This window comes from Marinicauda algicola, from assembly GCF_017161425.1.
In the GTDB taxonomy this organism is placed as follows: domain Bacteria; phylum Pseudomonadota; class Alphaproteobacteria; order Caulobacterales; family Maricaulaceae; genus Marinicauda; species Marinicauda algicola.
This window is the reverse complement of sequence record NZ_CP071057.1, coordinates 2,418,479-2,434,073: the sequence shown is the minus strand read 5'-3', so window position 1 is coordinate 2,434,073 and position 15,595 is coordinate 2,418,479. Positions and strand designations below refer to the sequence as shown.

The 15,595-nt window shown below is 69.7% G+C and carries 17 protein-coding genes and 1 tRNA gene; 5 read left to right on the top strand and 13 right to left on the bottom strand.

The features are described from left to right. Positions 1 to 9: 9 nt before the first annotated feature. The 4 genes from trpA to JW792_RS12025 are packed head-to-tail and all read right to left on the bottom strand — an operon-like array spanning position 10 to position 3,612. Complete coding sequence (trpA, locus tag JW792_RS12040) at positions 10 to 801, bottom strand: tryptophan synthase subunit alpha (RefSeq protein ID WP_135995607.1); 792 nt, start codon at positions 799 to 801, stop codon at positions 10 to 12. 2 nt (positions 802 to 803) lie between these two features. Next, positions 804 to 2,018, bottom strand: a complete 1,215-nt coding sequence (trpB, locus tag JW792_RS12035) for a tryptophan synthase subunit beta (RefSeq protein ID WP_135995608.1) — start codon at positions 2,016 to 2,018, stop codon at positions 804 to 806. Then, on the bottom strand, positions 2,015 to 2,656 hold the full coding sequence (locus JW792_RS12030; RefSeq protein ID WP_241094964.1) for a phosphoribosylanthranilate isomerase: 642 nt from the start codon (positions 2,654 to 2,656) through the stop codon (positions 2,015 to 2,017). Before JW792_RS12030 ends, trpB begins: the two co-directional genes overlap by 4 nt. An 8-nt stretch (positions 2,657 to 2,664) precedes the next feature. Continuing rightward, positions 2,665 to 3,612, bottom strand: coding sequence for a LysR substrate-binding domain-containing protein (locus JW792_RS12025; protein WP_135995610.1), 948 nt, complete (start codon positions 3,610 to 3,612; stop codon positions 2,665 to 2,667). Between the two features lie 98 nt (positions 3,613 to 3,710). Between JW792_RS12025 and JW792_RS12020 the strand changes: the two genes are divergently transcribed. Further along, complete coding sequence (locus JW792_RS12020) at positions 3,711 to 3,863, top strand: hypothetical protein (protein WP_158291580.1); 153 nt, start codon at positions 3,711 to 3,713, stop codon at positions 3,861 to 3,863. Between the two features lie 70 nt (positions 3,864 to 3,933). On the opposite strand, the gene JW792_RS12015 is transcribed toward JW792_RS12020, so the two are convergent. From JW792_RS12015 to aroA, 3 genes are all read right to left on the bottom strand, one after another. Then, complete coding sequence (locus JW792_RS12015) at positions 3,934 to 4,218, bottom strand: integration host factor subunit beta (RefSeq protein ID WP_135995611.1); 285 nt, start codon at positions 4,216 to 4,218, stop codon at positions 3,934 to 3,936. Positions 4,219 to 4,387: 169 nt separating this feature from the next. Continuing rightward, positions 4,388 to 6,094: a 30S ribosomal protein S1 gene (gene rpsA, locus JW792_RS12010; protein ID WP_135995612.1), complete on the bottom strand. Its 1,707-nt coding sequence runs from the start codon at positions 6,092 to 6,094 to the stop codon at positions 4,388 to 4,390. Positions 6,095 to 6,441: 347 nt separating this feature from the next. Next, positions 6,442 to 7,791 (bottom strand): 3-phosphoshikimate 1-carboxyvinyltransferase, encoded by a 1,350-nt coding sequence (gene aroA / locus JW792_RS12005; protein ID WP_135995613.1) that lies wholly within the window; start codon positions 7,789 to 7,791, stop codon positions 6,442 to 6,444. A 104-nt stretch (positions 7,792 to 7,895) separates the two neighbouring features. Between aroA and JW792_RS12000 the strand changes: the two genes are divergently transcribed. After that, a complete protein-coding gene (locus JW792_RS12000; RefSeq protein ID WP_135995614.1) occupies positions 7,896 to 8,441 on the top strand; it encodes a TIGR02300 family protein in 546 nt (181 codons plus the stop codon). A 136-nt stretch (positions 8,442 to 8,577) separates the two neighbouring features. Then, positions 8,578 to 8,653 (top strand) — tRNA-Ala (locus JW792_RS11995). A 2-nt stretch (positions 8,654 to 8,655) separates the two neighbouring features. Here the strand turns inward: JW792_RS11995 and JW792_RS11990 are convergent. Next, positions 8,656 to 9,540 (bottom strand): sterol desaturase family protein, encoded by an 885-nt coding sequence (locus JW792_RS11990; RefSeq protein ID WP_135995615.1) that lies wholly within the window; start codon positions 9,538 to 9,540, stop codon positions 8,656 to 8,658. Positions 9,541 to 9,692: 152 nt separating this feature from the next. Between JW792_RS11990 and JW792_RS11985 the strand changes: the two genes are divergently transcribed. Further along, positions 9,693 to 9,935, top strand: coding sequence for a DUF1150 family protein (locus JW792_RS11985; RefSeq protein WP_206340790.1), 243 nt, complete (start codon positions 9,693 to 9,695; stop codon positions 9,933 to 9,935). On the opposite strand, the gene JW792_RS11980 is transcribed toward JW792_RS11985, so the two are convergent. From JW792_RS11980 to JW792_RS11965, 4 genes are all read right to left on the bottom strand, one after another. Continuing rightward, on the bottom strand, positions 9,932 to 11,194 hold the full coding sequence (locus JW792_RS11980; RefSeq protein WP_135995617.1) for an MFS transporter: 1,263 nt from the start codon (positions 11,192 to 11,194) through the stop codon (positions 9,932 to 9,934). The genes JW792_RS11985 and JW792_RS11980 overlap by 4 nt on opposite strands. 106 nt (positions 11,195 to 11,300) lie before the next feature. Further along, on the bottom strand, positions 11,301 to 12,569 hold the full coding sequence (locus JW792_RS11975) for a UbiH/UbiF/VisC/COQ6 family ubiquinone biosynthesis hydroxylase (protein ID WP_135995618.1): 1,269 nt from the start codon (positions 12,567 to 12,569) through the stop codon (positions 11,301 to 11,303). A 57-nt stretch (positions 12,570 to 12,626) separates the two neighbouring features. Then, positions 12,627 to 13,331, bottom strand: a complete 705-nt coding sequence (locus JW792_RS11970; RefSeq protein WP_135995619.1) for a ChrR family anti-sigma-E factor — start codon at positions 13,329 to 13,331, stop codon at positions 12,627 to 12,629. A 113-nt stretch (positions 13,332 to 13,444) separates the two neighbouring features. Further along, a complete protein-coding gene (locus tag JW792_RS11965) occupies positions 13,445 to 14,026 on the bottom strand; it encodes a sigma-70 family RNA polymerase sigma factor (protein WP_135995620.1) in 582 nt (193 codons plus the stop codon). Between the two features lie 159 nt (positions 14,027 to 14,185). On the opposite strand from JW792_RS11965, the gene JW792_RS11960 reads away from it, so the two are divergent. Further along, positions 14,186 to 14,689, top strand: a complete 504-nt coding sequence (locus JW792_RS11960; RefSeq protein WP_135995621.1) for an invasion associated locus B family protein — start codon at positions 14,186 to 14,188, stop codon at positions 14,687 to 14,689. On the opposite strand, the gene JW792_RS11955 is transcribed toward JW792_RS11960, so the two are convergent. Continuing rightward, complete coding sequence (locus JW792_RS11955) at positions 14,686 to 15,549, bottom strand: LysR family transcriptional regulator (protein ID WP_135995622.1); 864 nt, start codon at positions 15,547 to 15,549, stop codon at positions 14,686 to 14,688. The genes JW792_RS11960 and JW792_RS11955 overlap by 4 nt on opposite strands. Between the last annotated feature and the right edge of the window lie 46 nt (positions 15,550 to 15,595).

Here is a 15,595-nt window from a genome sequence, read left to right as displayed (position 1 = left end):
GGGCCAGTTCTAGCGTGCCGAATGGGCCGCGTCAGCCAGTGTCTTCGCCAGCTGCAGGGCGAGCTCCGGTCCGCCGGCATCGAGCGCGTCGACGATCGCCGAGCCCACCACGACCGCGTCGGCCACCCTGGCGATCTCGGCAGCGCGCTCCGGGGTTCTTACACCGAAACCGACCGCGACGGGCAAGTTTGCCGCCTTGCGCACCCGCTCGACCGCGCCGGAGACGACCGCGGTTTCCCCGACGCCGGCCCCGGTCACGCCGGTGGTGGAGACGTAATAGACGAAGCCGGAGGTGTCCTCCACGACGCGGGGCAGGCGCGCATCGTCGGTCGTCGGCGTGGCGAGGCGGATGAGGGAAAGCCCGTTCGCCTTCAGCCCCTCGCGCAGCTCGGTGTCCTCTTCCGGCGGCAGGTCGACGCAGATCACCCCGTCCGCGCCGGCGCGCGCGGCGGCGCGCGCGAATTCGCCGAAGCCGTAGGCGTGGAACGGGTTGGCATAGCCCATCAGCACGACCGGGGTGGTGTCGTCGGTCTCGCGGAATGCGTCGACCAGTTCGAGCACGCGGCGCAGCGTCATGCCGCCGTCCAGGGCCCTCAGGGCCGCGCGCTGGATCGTCGGCCCGTCGGCCATCGGATCGGTGAACGGCACGCCGAGCTCGATCACGTCCGCGCCGGCTTCGGCGAGGCCGTGCATCATCGTCAGCGTCGTCTCGCCGTCGGGATCGCCGGCCATGATGTAGGCCACGAAACCGGCTTTGCCCTCCGACTTCAGACGGTCGAAGGTGGGGGTGAGGCGGGTCATGTCTACAGCTCCACGCCCAGCGCCTTGGCGACGGAGAACACGTCCTTGTCGCCGCGCCCGCACATGTTCATCAGGATCACCGCGTCCTTGCCGAGCTCGGTGGCGAGATCGCGCACGCGCGCGAGCGCGTGGGCGGGTTCGAGCGCCGGGATGATGCCTTCGAGCCTGGAGCAGAGCTGGAACATCTCCAGCGCCTCGTCGTCGGTCGCGTGGCGGTATTCGGCCCGGCCCACGTCATGCAGGAAGGCGTGCTCGGGACCGATGCCGGGATAGTCGAGCCCGGCGGAGATCGAGTGGCCCTCCAGGATCTGGCCGTCCTCGTCCTGCAGGAGATAGGTCCGGTTGCCGTGCAGTATGCCGGGCCTGCCGCCATTCAGGCTCGCGGCATGATCGGGGGTGTCGACGCCCTTGCCCGCGGCCTCCACGCCGATGAGGCGCACGCTCTCGTCCTCGAGGAAGGGATGGAACAGGCCCATCGCGTTCGAGCCGCCGCCAATGCAGGCGACCGCCGCGTCGGGCAGGCGTCCGAGCCGGCCGAGCATCTGCTGGCGCGCCTCGCGCCCGATCACGCTCTGGAAGTCGCGCACCATCGCCGGGTAGGGATGGGGCCCGGCCACGGTGCCGATGACGTAGAACGTGTCGTCCGGGTTGGTGACCCAGTCCCTCAACGCCTCGTTCATCGCGTCCTTCAGCGTGCCGCGCCCGCTGGTGACGGGATGCACCTTCGCGCCGAGCAGCTTCATGCGGAACACGTTCGGGCTCTGGCGCTCGACATCGTGGGCGCCCATGAAGATCTCGCACGGCAGGCCGAATCTCGCCGCCACCGTTGCGGTCGCCACGCCGTGCTGGCCCGCCCCGGTCTCGGCGATGATGCGCGTCTTGCCCATGAGGCGGGCGAGCAGGACCTGGCCCAGGCAGTTGTTGATCTTGTGCGCGCCGGTGTGGTTGAGCTCGTCGCGCTTGAACCAGACCTGCGCCCCGCCGAACTCCTGCGTCAGGCGCTCGGCGAAATAGAGCGGGCTCGGACGACCGATGAAGTCGCGCGAGAGCTCCTCGAACTCGTCGGTGAACTCGGCCTTGTGGCGGTAGGCCTTGTAGGCCTTCTCCAGCGCCAGGATGTTGGGCATCAGCGTCTCGGCGACGAAGCGCCCGCCGTATTCGCCGAACATGCCGCGTTCGTCGGGATAGCTGGACCAGGCGTTGGGCACGGTTGTCATGTCTGTTGTCCTCGAGCGGCCTTCGCCGCCTTCACGAAGGCCGTTATGGCCGCAAGGTCCTTCACGCCGGGCGAAGATTCAACGCCGGAGGCCACATCGACGCCAGGCGCACCCGACGCCGCGATCGCCCCGGCGACGTTGGCCGGGGTCAGCCCGCCGGACAGGAGCCAGGGGCGCGCGCTCTCGTAGCCGTTCAGGATCGACCAGTCATACGCCGCGCCCCAGCCGCCCGGCCGGTCGGCGCCCCGGGGCGGCCTGGCGTCGAACACGAAGCCGTCGCAATGGGCCTCGTAGGCCCGCGCGGCATCCAGATCGGCCGCGGCCCCGATGCCGAACGCCTTCCATACGCCTTCCCTGGCATAGGCGCGCACCTCGGCGCAGCGCTGCGGGCTTTCCTTGCCGTGCAGCTGGATGAAGTCGGGCGCGACGTGTTCGCGCACGCGCGCAAGAAGACCGTCGTCGGGATCGACCAGCACTGCGACGCTCCTCGCGGCGCCCTTGCGCGCGGCGAGTTCGCCGGCGCGCTCGGGCGTCACCGCGCGGGGGCTATTCTCGAACACTATGAAGCCGAGCAGGTCCGCGCCGGCGTCGACGGCGGCGTCCACCGCCTCGGGGCCGTTCAGCCCGCAGATTTTCACGCGTGGGATCATGGGGGCGGAGTTAGCGCTGCGGGCCCCGGAAGGGAAGCCATCGCCGCGCGATTGAGGCAGAAGGCGTGCGGGTCGAACAGGAGCCACTCGATGAAGGCCCGGATCTTGGGCAGGTGTTTCCTGGCCGGATCGTAGACGAGGAAATAGCGCCGCCCGTCGCTCACCGTCGTCTCGAAGGGCTGCAGCAGATGGCCCTGGTCGAGGAGGGCCTGGAAGTAGAAGGGCGAGACGATCACGGCGGCATCCCCGGCCGCCATTGCCGCCGACACCTCCAGCGTCTGGGTCTCCAGCGCCAGCGCCGGTTCGGCGGGCAGGCTGACGTGCGGGCAGCCGACGGCATCGAACCAGAGCCGCCACCATTCCATGGGGCCGATGAGGCGCAGCTTCAGGAGGTCCTCGGGCCGGGCGATGCCGCCGATGCGCTCGGCCGCGGCCGGGGAGACGAGCGGGACGACCGCGTCGTCGAACAGGAAATGCTTTTCAAGGCCCGGCCAGTCGCCGCGGCCGCGGCGGATGCCGATATCGGCCTCGCCGGCCCGGATGTCGACGATTCCGGGCCTGGAATCGATGCGCACGGCGAGCTTGGGGTGGGCGGCCTGGAAGGCGCCGATGCGCGGTACCAGCCAGTTCGAGCAGAAGGTCGGGATCACGGTGATGGTCAGGACCTCCTGCGCGCCGTGGCGAACCTCCTGCATCGCGGCGGCGATGAGGTCGAGCGCCTCGCCGCTGCGGCGCGCGAGCGTGCGGCCCGCCTCGGTCAGCGTCACTCCGCGCGCCTCGCGCACGAAGAGCGGCGTGCCGAGCCGGTCCTCCAGCTGGCGGATCTGGTAGCTGACGGCGGCCTGCGTCATGGCGAGTTCCTCGCCGGCCTTCGTGAAGCCGCCGAGCCGGGCGGCCGCTTCGAACACCCGGACGGCATTGAGCGGGGGCAAGGTGCGCGCCATTGATCCATAAATCTGCCTTATGGCAGACCCTCGAGATTGAGTTGGCCGATCTCTCATGTGCAGGCGTAAGACAAGCCCGTCAGACATGGGAGACGATCATGACCTACACCAGTTCCGCTTATGGCAAAAGCACGGCGCGCCCGCGCTCCGGCGCCCGCGGACTCGTTGCGGCCCTTGGCGGCCTGTTCGACTGGCTCGCCAGGCGGGCCGGTCAAGAGGGGGGCCATCTCGATCCGGGCCGGAAGGTGTGAGCCGGCACGAAAACGCGCGCCCCCTCGGGACGCGCGCCTGGCGTTCTCGGGCGGGTCGAAGCGACCGCGCCTACCCCTTCCCGTCGACCCGCTCGCGCAGTTCCTTGCCGGTCTTGAAGAAGGGAACGTGCTTTTCCTTGACCGCGACGGTTTCGCCGGTGCGCGGGTTCCGGCCCTGGCGCGGGGGGCGGTTGCGGACCGAAAACGCGCCGAAGCCGCGAAGCTCCACCCGGTCGCCGCGTTCGAGCGCCTGGGTGATCTCTTCGAGCACGGTGTTCACCACGCGCTCGACATCGCGCTGATAGAGATGCGGATTGGCCTCGGCCAGTTTCGCGATGAGTTCGGATTTGATCATTCTGGCACCCCGCAAGACGATCATCGGACCTTAGGTAAACCGGTTGACGCGCGTCAATCGCTAACCTCGCCACACGGACAAAAAAATGGCCGGAGCGGGCGAGCTCCGGCCATTTCTTTCAGGCGGATCGGGAGGTGCACGCCCGGAGCGGGGTCCGGGCGGGCGAGTCCTATTCCTTGCCCTTGTCCTGGCCCTTCAGCGCGGCGCCCAGGATGTCGCCGAGCGAAGCGCCGGAGTCGGCCGAACCATACTGCTGGACCGCTTCCTTCTCCTCGGCGACCTCGAGCGCCTTGATGGAGACGGAGACGCGGCGGGTGGCCTTGTCCACGTTGGTGACGCGGGCATCGACCTTGTCGCCCACGGAGAAGCGCTCGGGGCGCTGCTCGGCGCGATCGCGCGACAGGTCGGACTTGCGGATGAAGGACTTCACCTGGGTGTCGTCGCCAAAGGTGACCTCGATGCCGCCGGTGGTGACTTCGGTCACCGTGCAGGTGACGGTGTCGCCCCGCTTGATGCCGCCGGCCTCTTCGAGCGGATCGCCGGCGAGCTGCTTGATGCCGAGCGAGATGCGCTCCTTCTCCACGTCGACGTCGAGCACCTTGGCCTTGACGACGTCGCCCTTCTTGTAGTCCTGGATGGCTTCCTCGCCCGAGCGATCCCAGTCGAGATCGGACAGGTGCACCATGCCGTCCAGCTCCTCGTCGACGCCGATGAACAGGCCGAACTCGGTGATGTTCTTGACCTCGCCCTGCACTTCGGTGCCCGGCGGGTGCTGTTCGGCGAAGATCTCCCACGGATTGCGCTGGACCTGCTTGATGCCGAGCGAGATGCGGCGCTTTTCCGGATCCACGTCGAGCACCATGACTTCCACTTCCTGGGAGGTGGAGACGATCTTGCCCGGATGGATGTTCTTCTTGGTCCAGCTCATCTCGGAGACGTGGACGAGGCCTTCCACGCCCGGCTCGAGCTCCACGAAGGCGCCGTACTCGGCGATGTTCGTGACGCGGCCGGTGAAGGTGGCGCCCACCGGATACTTGGCTTCCACGCCTTCCCACGGATCGGCCTGAAGCTGCTTCATGCCGAGCGAGATGCGCTGGGTTTCCTTGTTGATCTTGATGATCTGGACCTTGACCGTCTGGCCGACATCCACGACCTCGCTCGGGTGGCCGACGCGGCTCCAGCTCATGTCGGTGACGTGCAGCAGGCCGTCGATCCCGCCGAGATCGACGAACGCGCCGTAGTCGGTGATGTTCTTGACCACGCCCTCGCGCACTTCGCCCTCGGCCAGCTGGCCGACGAGTTCGGCACGCTGCTCGGCGCGGGACTCTTCAAGGACGGCCCGGCGCGAGACGACGATGTTGCCGCGCGGACGGTCCATCTTCAGGATGGCGAAGGGCTGTTCCTTGTTCATCAGCGGGGTGACGTCGCGCACGGGGCGGATGTCGACCTGCGAGCCGGGAAGGAAGGCGCTCGCGCCGCCGAGATCCACGGTGAAGCCGCCCTTGACGCGGCCGACGATGGCGCCGGTGACGGGCTCCTTGCCCTCGTACTGCTTCTCCAGACGGTCCCAGGCCTCCTCGCGGCGGGCCTTGTCGCGCGAGAGCACCGCTTCACCCATCGCGTTCTCGATACGCTCGAGATAGATGTCGACCTCGTCGCCGGCCTTGGGCAGCTTGGCGCCGGGGCCGGTGAATTCGCGCAACGGCACGCGGCCTTCGGTCTTCAGGCCGACATCGATGACGACGAAATCGTTCTCGACGGCGGTGACGGTGCCCTTGACCACCGACCCTTCCTGAAGGTCGCGGGTGGCGAGGCTGGCTTCGAGCATGTCGGCGAAATCGCTGCGGCTCGGGGTGGACGTCTGGGTATCGGACATGTGCAGGTTTGGCTCCGGTGAGGCGTTGTCTGTTCCGGCCGGCCGGTTGGTTCCGGCGGTCTTGCCGCGGTTGGCCCGCGCTATCACTCGACTCGTGGGCCGTCTCGCGGCCGGAAAAGTTCAACTTCGATTGGACACGGCGAAAGGCCGGCTCCGGCGCACTCGCCGTCCGGTCCTGACAAATCGAGGGTCAAGGGGTTGAACAGCGAGGGCAGTCCGGTCTTGCGGCGTGCCCGGCGATGCGCACGAAGGGACGGAGGCAGCACCCCCGACTCTTCAAGCGCGCGCGTCCTTACTCCAAACGGCCTTGCGGGGCAAGGGGTCTGCCGCGCCGGGCGCGCAGGCGCTCAGTCAATCTCGCCGCCGATCGCCGCGATGTCGTCGAAGAAGCCCGGATAGCTCGTCGCGATCATGGCGGTCTCGTCGACCTCCACGGGCGCCTTGCTGGCAAGGCCCATCACGAGGCCGGACATGGCGAGGCGATGGTCGTGGCGGGTCTTCACCTCGCCGCCGCCCGGCACGCCGGCGGGACCGCAGCCGGTGACGATCAGGTCGTCGCCCTCGATCGACACCTCCACCCCGTTCGCGGCGAGCAGCGCCGCGGTCGCGGCGAGCCGGTCGCTCTCCTTCGCGCGCAGCTCGGACAGTCCCTGCAGGCGCGTCACGCCGTCCGCGAAGGCCGCCACGACGGCCAGGACGGGATACTCGTCGATCATCGAGGGCGCGCGCTCGGGCGCCACGGTCACGCCGGACAGGTGCGAGGTGCGCACGGAGATGTCGCACAGCGCCTCCCCGCAGCGCTCGCCGGCGGGCAGCAGCTCGATCAGCGCGCCCATCTCCTTCAGGACATCGTAGAGTCCGAAGCGGGCGGGGTTCATCATCACGCCGGTCACCGTGATCTCGCTTTCCGGCGCCAGCAGCGCCGCAGCGACCGGGAAGGCGGCCGAGGAAGGGTCTCCGGGAATGGCGATCCCCGCCGGGGACAGCGCCTGGGCGCCGGGCAGGCGGATCACGGTCTCCGCGCCTTCCTGGCCGGTGGAGACCATGGCCCCGAAGAGCGGCAGCATCTTCTCGGTGTGATCGCGCGTCGCGTGCGGCTCGCGCACCAGCGTGTCGCCGGCGGCGCCGAGACCGGCGAGCAGGATCGCGCTCTTCACCTGGGCCGACGCGACCGGCAGGCGGTAGTCGATCGCCTTCAGCACGCTGGTGCCCTTCAGCGTCACGGGCAGGCGCCCGTCCTCGCCGGACTTCGCTTCCGCACCCATCGCGCGCAGCGGGTCGAGAACCCGGGCCATCGGCCGGCTGGACAGGCTTTCGTCGCCGATGAAGCGCGCGGTGAGGTCGAAGCGCGCCGCCGCCCCCATCAGGAGCCGCACGCCGGTGCCCGAATTGCCGAGGTCGAGCGGGACTTCAGGGCTCTGCCAGGGCGCGCCGTGCACCTCCCAGACGCCTTCGCCGGTGCGCTCCACGCGCGCGCCGAGTTCCTTCAGCGCCCCGGCCGTGGCGAGCACGTCGGCGCTCTCCAGCAGGTCCTCGATCCGGCTCGTGCCGGCGGCCAGCGCGGCGAGGATGAGGGCGCGGTGAGAGCAGGACTTGTCGCGCGCCGCGGCGATCGTGCCGCGCAGGCGCGAGGATTTGCGTGCGGTGGCGGGACCGGATTTTCCCTTGCCCGGCAAAGGATTTTTCAGGGCATTCATGACGAAGTCCGCTCTGGCGCCCCATCGGGGTTGAAAAGGGGTTTTGACAGGGCGCAGCCAACGTGGCAACAGGCCCGCCGTCCGAGCCGTGAAGGAATGAGCCCGTGCCCAAAGCTGACCTTGGTGAAAAGCGCGTCTGCGGTGAATGCGGCGCGAAATTCTACGACCTGAACAAGGACCCGATCGTCTGCCCGAAATGCGGTGCGACGCACGATCCGGAGTCCGCCGCCGCGATGCCGAAGAAGGCGAAGAAGCCGGCGCGCCCGGAGGTCAAGGACGAGGACCTCAAGGTGGCCAAGGCCAAGAAAAAGAAGAAGGTGCGCGAGGAGGAGGACGAGGAGGATCTCGATCTCGAGGAGGAGGATCTCGAGGAGGAAGACCTCGAGGACGAGGATCTCGACGACGCGGACGATGACGAGGACGAGGACGAGGACGAGATCGAACTCGACGAGGAGCCGCTCGACATCGCCGAGGACGAGGACGAGGACGAAAAGCCGGCCAAGACGCCGGAGGACGAGCTTTCCGAAAGCTTCTCCGAGGAGGAGGCCGACCTCGACGAGGACGAGGACGAGGACCTGCTGCTCGAGGACGAGGACGACGACGATCTCGACATCGATCTCGACGACGACGAAGAGGACGACCGCCTCTAGGCGCGCCGCCGGCGGCGGGTGTGCAGGTCAGCTGCCAGCCGCCGCATCGCGGGCTTGATCGCGGCGCGGAGCGTGACTATTTTCCGCGCTCCTCGAACAGGGCGGGCCCCAGACCCGCCGCATCGATACCGGTTCCGGGGCCATAGCTCAGTTGGGAGAGCGCTTGAATGGCATTCAAGAGGTCGGCGGTTCGATTCCGCCTGGCTCCACCAGATCAGCCCCGCGCCAGTGGCGCGGGGTTTTTCTTTGCCGCCGCACCCGGTTCCCATTCGGGCGGCATGACGAGGCAGAGCAGACGGTCTGACAGGGTCTGCGCCCGGCCGATCTTGCGCGCGAGCCAGGCAAAGCCCGCACCGTAGATCCTGACCGGGTTGTCGGTGCCTATGGGTTCGGTCACGCCGAACACGGGCGGCTCGACCTCCGGCGCGAAGGTTCCGAACAGCCTGTCGAACACCATCAGGACGTGGCCGTAATTCCTGTCGATATACTGCGGATTGACCGCGTGATGGACGCGGTGATTGGCGGGGGTGGCGAAGTGGCGGTCGAGCCAGCCGAGCTTCCCGATCGCCTCGGAATGGCTGAAGATCCCGATGAAATCCAGGATCAGCAGGAGCACGACGAACTGGACGAGCTCGAAACCGGCAAGGCCGAGAAGGCCGGCCAGGATCGCGCGGTTCATCCCGTCGGCGACGAAGGCGCGGCTCGCGGTGGAGAAGTTCAGCCGCTCGCTGGAATGGTGCACGTGGTGGATCGCCCAGAACAGGCCGACCCGGTGGCTGATGCGGTGATCGACGTACCAGATCAGCTCCTGGGCGAGGAACATCGCGATCCAGGACCACCAGACGAGGCCGATGTCGAACACGGCCCACCGGGCCGCGAGGGTGAAGACGGTGGCCGGCACGAGCAGGGTGAACGCGGTGCGCAGCACGGTGGAGATGGCGATGACGCCGAGACTGCCCAACATGTTGGCGTCGTCGTACTCGCCCGGCCTGGCGAGGGCGTACCAGGCCCGCTCGCCCGCGATCAGCGCGAGATAGGTGACGAGCAGACCGATCAGCGCAAGGTCGAGCGCGCCCACCGCGGCATCGGCTTCCGGCATGGTCCTCTCCCCGCCCGCACCCGGCCAGCATAGCGCAGAGGCTGCATAGCGCCCAGGCGCGCAAGGCCGCGCCTCTTGACCGGGCGCATTGCTCTTCCCACCTCTTGATCAACGGAAGTCGAGAAAGAGGCTGTTTCAGTATGGCCGAGAGAATGGAAGAACGAAACGAAATCGAAGCCACGCCGCTGGTCTATGTGCGTCAGATCGCCGGCGCGGAAGTCCTGGCCGAGGTCGGCGAGGACGAGATCAAGGCGCAGGGGCTGGTGATCGGCGAGGCCGACACGCTCTATGCGGTCCACATGGAAGACGGCACGCGCATGGCGGTGTTCTCCGATCGCGGCCATGCCTTCGCCGCCGCACGCTATCACGGCGCCGAGCCGGTGAGCGTGCACTAGAGAGGAAATTCATCGCGTTCTCCCCCTCCCCCCGCAGGGCGCGATGAACCCGCCCCCGCTCCAGAGATGGAGCGGGGGCGTTTTCGTTTGGGGCCAAGGCTCCAGGTCCGCTGGCGGCGGGCGCGCTGCGCGAAGCCGAGGGTGGCCGCGAGCGGGACGGCCGCCGTGACCAGGAACGCCGCTTCCAGGTTCGCCGCCTCGGCGAACGCGCCGGCCAGGGCCGGCGCGGCGACGCTGCTGGCGGCGACCGCCACGAGGCCCGCCGTCATCCCGAGAGTACCCCGCCCGGGGAAGAGCCGCAGGCTCCAGAAGGCCAGCGCGGCGCTGACCGTCATCACCGCCGCCCCGTGCAGGCCGGCGGAGAGGAGCAGCGCCCACCACGCCCCCGGCGCGAGCGCGATCAGAACCAGCGAGGCGGTGAAGGCAGCGAATATCGCGCTCAGGAGCGCGGGCAATCCGAGAACCCTCTCCAGACGCCCGGTCGCGAGCCCGAGCAGCCCGAAGCTTCCGTAGGCCAGGAAGATCACCGCCGGCGCGGCCCGGTCGGGCAGGCCCGCGAGACCGCCCTGGCTGACGAGATGATCGGCGGCGAAGGACAGGTAGACCGCGTTGGACGCGCCAAAGCAGATCGCGGCGGCGTAGAGCGGCAGGGCCGGCCGGCGCAGGAGCCGCGGACGGTCCGGCATGCCGGTGCCGGCGCGGCCGCCCGGCACGGTGCGCAGCGCCATCGCCGCGGCGATCACGGCCGCCAGCGCGAAAATGCCCCAGGCCGCGCGCCAGTCGACCGCGCCGGAGGCGACGAAGAGAAACAGCGCCGCGGCGGCGACGACGCCCGCACTCGTCCCGGTCGAAACGGCCGACAGCGCGCCGGAGCGGGACGCCTCGGGCACGATGGCTTCGGCGGCGTCGTTGAAGGGGGCCCAGCAGAATCCCGCACTGGCGCCGGCCAGGGCAATGCCCGAGGCAAGCCAGGCGGTGCCGGACGCGCTCGCCACGAGTGCGAAGCCGGCCGAGGCCGCCAGCGCGCCGAGCACCACGGGCAGGCGCTGGCCCACCCGCTGGCCGAGCCAGGCCGTCAGGGGCAGGGCGAGCAGGAAGGCGAGGAAGCCGAGCCCGGCGATCGCCCCGGCCCCGGCTGTCGACAGGGCGAATGTCTCGCGAAAGCCGGGCAGGAAGAGGCCGTAGCCCATGCGCGCCGGTCCGAAGGCGACGGCAGTCGCGACGAAGCCGGTCGCGGCCAGGGCGAGGGTTCGCGCCAAGGCGCCGCTTCGGGCGTCTTCAGCGCTCACGGCCCGTGCCGGGATTGCTCGAGCAGGCGGTCATGCCCCGGACAACGCTGCCGGGCCTTCAAAGGTTTGGGCAGGTCTAGATTCGCAGCGCCTCGCCCTTCAGGAGGGTGGGCAGGTCGCCGGTCTCGCCGCCGGCCTGGCGCATGAAGAATTTCCGCGCCGGCGGGATCCTGTCGACGATCGAGAGGCCGAGCCCGCGCACGGCGCGCAAGGACGCATGGTCGTTGGAGAAGAACAGGTTGAAGAAGTCCGTGCCGATGCCGAGCAGGGCCGAATCCGCCTTCCTCCAGCGTTCGTAACCCTGCAGAACCCCGGGTGAACCGAGATCGAGCCCGGCGCGCTTGGCGTCCACGAGCACCTCGGCGAGCGCGGCGGCGTCGCGAAGCCCGAGATTGAAGCCCTGTCCGGCGATCGGGTGGATCGCCCGCGCCGCATCGCCGACGAGGGCGAGCCGGTCGTCGACGAAACGCTCCGCGATCTTCAGGCCCAGCGGATAGGTCCAGCGCGGGCCTTGCGGCGTGAGCCTGCCGAGAAAGTCGCTGAAGCGGGCCTCCAGCGCCTCCTGGAAGCCGTCCGCGTCCATGGCCTCGAGCGCGTCGGCCGCCTTCGCCTTCTCCGTCCACACCAGGCTGGACCGGTTTCCGGTGAGCGGCAGGATCGCGAAGGGACCTGCCGGCATGAAGAACTCGTAGGCGACGCCCTCGTGGGGGAGCTCGTGCGCGACCGTCGTGACGAGGCCCTTCTGGGCGTATTCGCGCCCGACCGTGCGGATGCCGGCCTGCTCGCGCAGCCTGGAGAACTTGCCGTCGCAGGCGATGACGACGGCGCCGTCCAGCACGCCGCCGTCCTCCAGGTGCAGGCGCGCGCGGGGCCCTTCCCGGCTCATCCGCTCGACCCGGGCCGGGGCGAAGACGGGCAGGCCGGTCTCCTCGGCCGTCCTGGCGAGCGCGACGCGGGTCCAGCGGTTCTCCGCCATCCAGCCGAGCGGCTCGCCGGTCTCGCCGGGATGGATCTCGCGCCGGTCGAAATGCAGCTCGCCCCTGCCGGGGCCGCCGGGCTTCAGCCCGTCATGGGGCCGGCCGTCGACGACGAGGATGTCCTCGATGCGCTGCACATTGTCCTTCATGTGCCGCGCGACGCCGATCGATTCCAGCAGGCGCCAGGAGGTATAGGCGAGCGCGCTCGCCCGACCGTCGAACTCGGGAGCGAGCCCGGCCTCGAGCGCCATGGCATCGGCCACCGCGACCGAAAGCCCGGCCCGGTGCAGGGCGATGGCGAGGGAAAGCCCGGCCATGCCGCCCCCGGCGATCACCACGTCGCCGCTGAAAAGGGGTCCTGTCTTCATGGGCTTCAGCCTAGCGATCGCGCGCGCATTTGGAAGGGACGCGTTGCCGCGGTTCGCTCAGCCCTGGCGAAGCCCGTCCAGCGCGCGCTGCACCCAGCCGAGCGGGCCGGTGAAGGCGAGCGGTCCGTCGGTGACGGCGAGCGCGATGCATACTTCGCCCGGCTCGGCGACCGGCTTGTGCTCGAGATCGGGATCGGCCGCGCACAGCTCGCCGGCGCCAAAGCGGTCGAACCCGTCGTGGAAGGCGCCGGTGAGCACCAGCGTGAACTCCTTGCAGTCATGGCCGTGGTGGGGCACGCCGCGCCCCGGCTCGAGGCGGATGAGCTCGGCCTTGGCCGGCCCCTCGCGCAGCAGTTCCATGCGCTTGACGCCCGGTCCGGCAAAGCTCCAAGCGGCCTTCTCGAGGGCGAGGTCGCGCACGCTGGCGGGCAGATCGAGCAGCTCGCGCAGGGAGCGGCCCGCCGCCTCGGCGGCGCGCCGGGACCGGGTCTCGTCGCGCGACGGCGCGATCGGCCCGGCCTCGCCGGCGCGCGCTTCCTCGGCCTCGATCGCGGCGAAGACCTCCTGCAGGGAGGTGTCGCGCACCGGCGCGGGTTCGGCGCTTTCCAGGAGCGCTCCGGCAATCGCCTCGGCGGCGTCGCGCTCGCGGCGCACCTCGGCGCGCACCTCGGCCTGGGTGTCGACGAGCAGGCGCATCGGGCCGGAGAGGGCCCCGGCGGCGTAGGCGGCGTAGATTTCATCCCCGAGCGGATGGTTGGTCATGGTGTCGTCAGGCCCACAAGCATGGTTTTGGCGTCCCGTCGGGCGGATATCGACCGGCGGGAGGAAGAATCAAGCGCGGCATTGAAAGAATCTGCAACAGCCATCGCCGCCCTCTATAGCTCGGAGCGGTCGAGCCGCTTCCTGAGCTTGTCGAATGCCAGGCGCAGGCGCGACTTCACCGTGCCCAGCGGCACGCCGATGCGTTCGGCGATGTCGCGGTGGGAGAGCCCGTCGAAGAAGGCCAGGCGCAGGAGCGAGATCTGCTCCTCCGGAAGCTCGGCCATCGCCTGCTGGACGCGGGTCGCCTGCTCGCTCGCCAGCAGCGCCGCGTCCGGGCTGTCCGGCTGCGAGGGGGCGAGGGCTGGGTCCTCGCCGTCGAGCTCGGGCTTGCCCGCGCGCCGGGCCGCGTCGATGCGCCGGTTTCTCGCGATGCGGAAGATCCAGGTCGAGGCCGAGGCCTGGGCGGGATCGAACAGGGTGGCCTTGCGCCAGACGGTGAGCATCACCTCCTGGGTCAGCTCCTCGGCCAGGCTGTCCGACGAGTTCAGGCGCAGCAGATAGGCTTTCACCCGCGGCGCGTAGAAGGCGAACAGGCGCGCGAAGGCCGCCCGGTCCTGCCTTGCGGTCGCCAGGACGAGGCCGTCGAGTTCGTCGCGATCGAGCGCGGGCGCGGCGGAGGAGGATGGATTTGCCAAGATCTGACCGTAATGCCTGAAACCAACCCTGCCCGCCCGCGCGCCCGAACGGAACCCCGCCTTGAATTCGCCGCGGTACACCGGTTTAACCGGGCGTAAGCGCTTGTTCCAGCATGAAGGCGCATAACACCAACCCGAAGCCGCCGACGGAGTTCCTCCATGCGACGCCTTTCTGCCTGCGCTGCCTGCCTCATCCTGGCCGGAGCCGGAGCCGCGAGTGCGCAGGAACCGGCCTTCCAGGGCGAGCACAACGACTGGCGCGTCTTCACGCGCGGCGAGGGCGAGGAGAGGATCTGCTACGCCACCAGCCGCCCGACCGATTCGCGCCCGGGTAGCGTCGATCACGGCGACGTCTATTTCCTGGTGTCCACCTGGGCATCCGGCGCCGCCGAGGAGCAGCCGAGCTTCCTGGCCGGCTATGCGCTGCAGCCCGATCACGCCCCCGTCGTGCGCGTCGGCTCCTCGCGCTACCAGATGTACGTCTCCCAGCAGGAGGGCTTCGTGGAGGAGCTGCGCGACGAGCAGCGCCTCGTCGACGCCATGCGCCGCGGCTACACCATGCGGGTCGAGGCCATGTCGACGCGCGGCACCGCGACGGCCTACGAATTCTCCCTGTCCGGCGTCACCGCAGCGCTGGAGCAGGTGGAGCGGCTGTGCAGCTAGGCTGAACCGAAGGCCGCCGCGAGAGCCTCGCGCGCCGGAATGACCGGTGCGCCGGAGCGCACGGCGATGGCCGGGCGCACCGGGGGCAGGGCGAGGTCGATGTCCAGGATCTCCAGTCCCGTGCCGGCGCACAGCCGTCCGAGGATGCGCCGGGGGGCGACCAGGATGTGGTCGGACACCGCGCATGCGCGCGCCAGCACCTCGTAGTCGTCGCAGATCAGCGACAGAGCGATAGCCTCGCCCGCCGCCCTCACCGTCTTCGGCATGCGCGCGGGCGGGGTCGCGCTGGCGCCGGGAAAGCCGGCCGGCGAGGCCGCCCCGGTCAGGACCGGGTGGTCCGGGCGAACGGCGAGGCCCAGCGGCTCGGGCGGCAGGGGCCGAACGAGGATCCCGGCGGGGACCTCGTCCGGGTCGAGATCGGCGACGACGAGATCGAGCCGGCCGGCCTCCAGCGCCGCGATGAGCGCCGCTGCCGGTCCGGAGCGCACGGTGAGGCGCACCGTGCGCCCGGCCCGATAGAAGCGCGCGAGCGCATCGGGCAGCAGGGCGGTCTCCACGAACGGGCCGACACCGAGCTTCAGCGCGCCCGCCGCGCCGGAGCGATGGAGCGCGACCTCCTCTTCCAGATCGGCCGCCTCGCGCAGGAGCCGGCGTGCGCGGTCCAGCACCTTCCGGCCGATATCGGTGAATTCCAGGCGCCGCCTCTTGCGGTCGAAGAGTGGCGCGCCCAGCCGGGCTTCCAGGCCGGTCAGGGTCTGCGTCAGGGCCGGCTGGGAAACCGCCAGCGCCTCGGCGGCGGCGGTCAGCGTGGCATGGTCGGCGAGCGCGACGAGCGCGCGCATCTCTCGAAGACTGATCATAAGTCAGTCTTATCAAATCATGCGAAGAAAGTATTTCAAATTATGA